The following is a 411-nucleotide window of genomic DNA, read 5'->3' as shown; positions in this document are numbered from 1 at the left end:
AATGTCGCAACCAGCCACCAGCTCAGGCATCACTTCTGATGCCTTTTTACCGTATTTCCATAGGTTTTTCCGATAATTCAGATCACACGAAACAGTTACCCCCATACGGTTGGCCACCTGAATAGCTTCCAGGCAGGCATCGGCTGCACCTTGCGAAACGGCAGGTGTTATACCTGTCCAGTGAAAGAAGCTGGCATCCTTCAACACCTCTTCCCAATTAATCATCCCCTTTTGGATACTTGAGAATGATGAATGTGCCCTGTCGTAAACCACTTTACTGGCACGCGCCACAGCTCCTGTTTCTAAAAAATAAATACCCAGTCGTTCGCCTCCATAAATAATTTGGCTGGTGTCCACACCATATTTGCGCAATTCCATCATACAGGCTCTACCCATCTCATTTTGTGGCAA

Annotated in this window: 1 protein-coding gene; it reads right to left on the bottom strand. The window is 46.7% G+C overall.

Annotation, left to right across the window (positions count from 1 at the left end; genetic code table 11):
• Positions 1–411: PfkB family carbohydrate kinase (locus KDU71_RS22860; RefSeq protein WP_244828672.1), on the bottom strand; the 411-nt coding region annotated here is incomplete at both ends.

The organism is Carboxylicivirga sediminis (genome assembly GCF_018156225.1).
GTDB lineage: Bacteria > Bacteroidota > Bacteroidia > Bacteroidales > Marinilabiliaceae > Carboxylicivirga > Carboxylicivirga sediminis.
The sequence above is the reverse complement of the archived record's forward strand: the minus strand, read 5'-3'. Positions and strand labels throughout refer to the sequence as shown.